This window comes from Streptomyces sp. IMTB 2501 (assembly GCF_001953885.1).
In the GTDB taxonomy this organism is placed as follows: Bacteria; Actinomycetota; Actinomycetes; order Streptomycetales; family Streptomycetaceae; genus Streptomyces.
The window spans coordinates 1-1,052 of the sequence record NZ_MQUS01000094.1 but is presented as its reverse complement, the minus strand read 5'-3'; the positions used below and the strand labels follow the sequence as shown (position 1 = coordinate 1,052).

Genomic DNA, 1,052 nt, shown 5'->3' with positions numbered 1-1,052 from the left:
GGCGGGCGGATCGGGCTGATGCTCGCCACGCAGCTGGCGATCTTCGCCTCCGTGGGCCTCGCCGCCAACCAGACTTTCGGGTTCTATGCGAGCTGGGCCGACCTGTTCGGCCAGGAGAACGGCCAGGGGGTGGTCGTAGACCACATAGCCGGCGGCGCCAACAGCCCCATACAGGTGGTCTCCACGTCCCGGGTCATCGGGGTGAGCAGCGCGCTGCCGCAGGTGGCCGGGCAGGTCCAGAAGGTCGACATCATCGGCCGTACGACCCACCTGTCCACGCCGGCGTTCGTGTATCTGCCTCCGGAGTACTTCCAGCCGCAGAACCGCGGGCGCAAGTTCCCGGTGTCCGTCGTGCTGACCGGTTACCCGGGTACGGCTCAGGCGCTGGTGGACAAGCTGCACTACCCCAGTACGGCGCAGCAGCTGTCCCAGCAGAAGAAGATGCAGCCGATGATCCTGGTGATGATGCGGCCGACCGTGGCGCCGCCGCGGGACACCGAGTGCGTCGACGTTCCGGGGGGTCCGCAGGCCGAGACCTTCTTCGCGAAGGACCTGCGCGATTCGGTGATGGCTCACTACCGGGTCGACAAGACCCCCGCCAGCTGGGGCATCGTCGGTGACTCGACCGGTGGTTACTGCGCTCTGAAGGTCGCCATGCACCACCCGGGTTCGTACGCGGCCGCCGCGGGTCTTTCGCCGTACTACAAGGCGCCGATCGACCCCACCACGGGAGATCTCTTCCACGGCAACAAGGACCTGCAGAATCGTGCCGACCTCTTCTGGACGATCAAGCATCTGACCCCGCCCGAGACGTCGCTGCTCGTCACCAGCAGCAAGGTCGGTGAGCACAATTACAAGGACACGCTCAAATTCATCAAGAGTGTGCAGGACACGAACGTGACCAGGATTTCGTCGATCATCCTTCCCAGCGGCGGGCACAACTTCAACACCTGGAAGCGGGAGATCCCCAGCACGCTCCAGTGGCTCAGCGAGCGACTGGTCGCCCACTGAACCCCTGGGACCGGCACCCCGTAAAACCGGTGATGTGGCCG

Annotated in this window: 1 protein-coding gene; it reads left to right on the top strand. The window is 65.3% G+C overall.

All coding sequences use genetic code 11. The annotated features are described in order from the left end of the window. The coding region (locus AV521_RS46245) for an esterase family protein (protein WP_076097943.1) at window positions 1–1,011 on the top strand (1,011 nt) is incomplete at its 5' end. Window positions 1,012–1,052 lie beyond the last annotated feature (41 nt).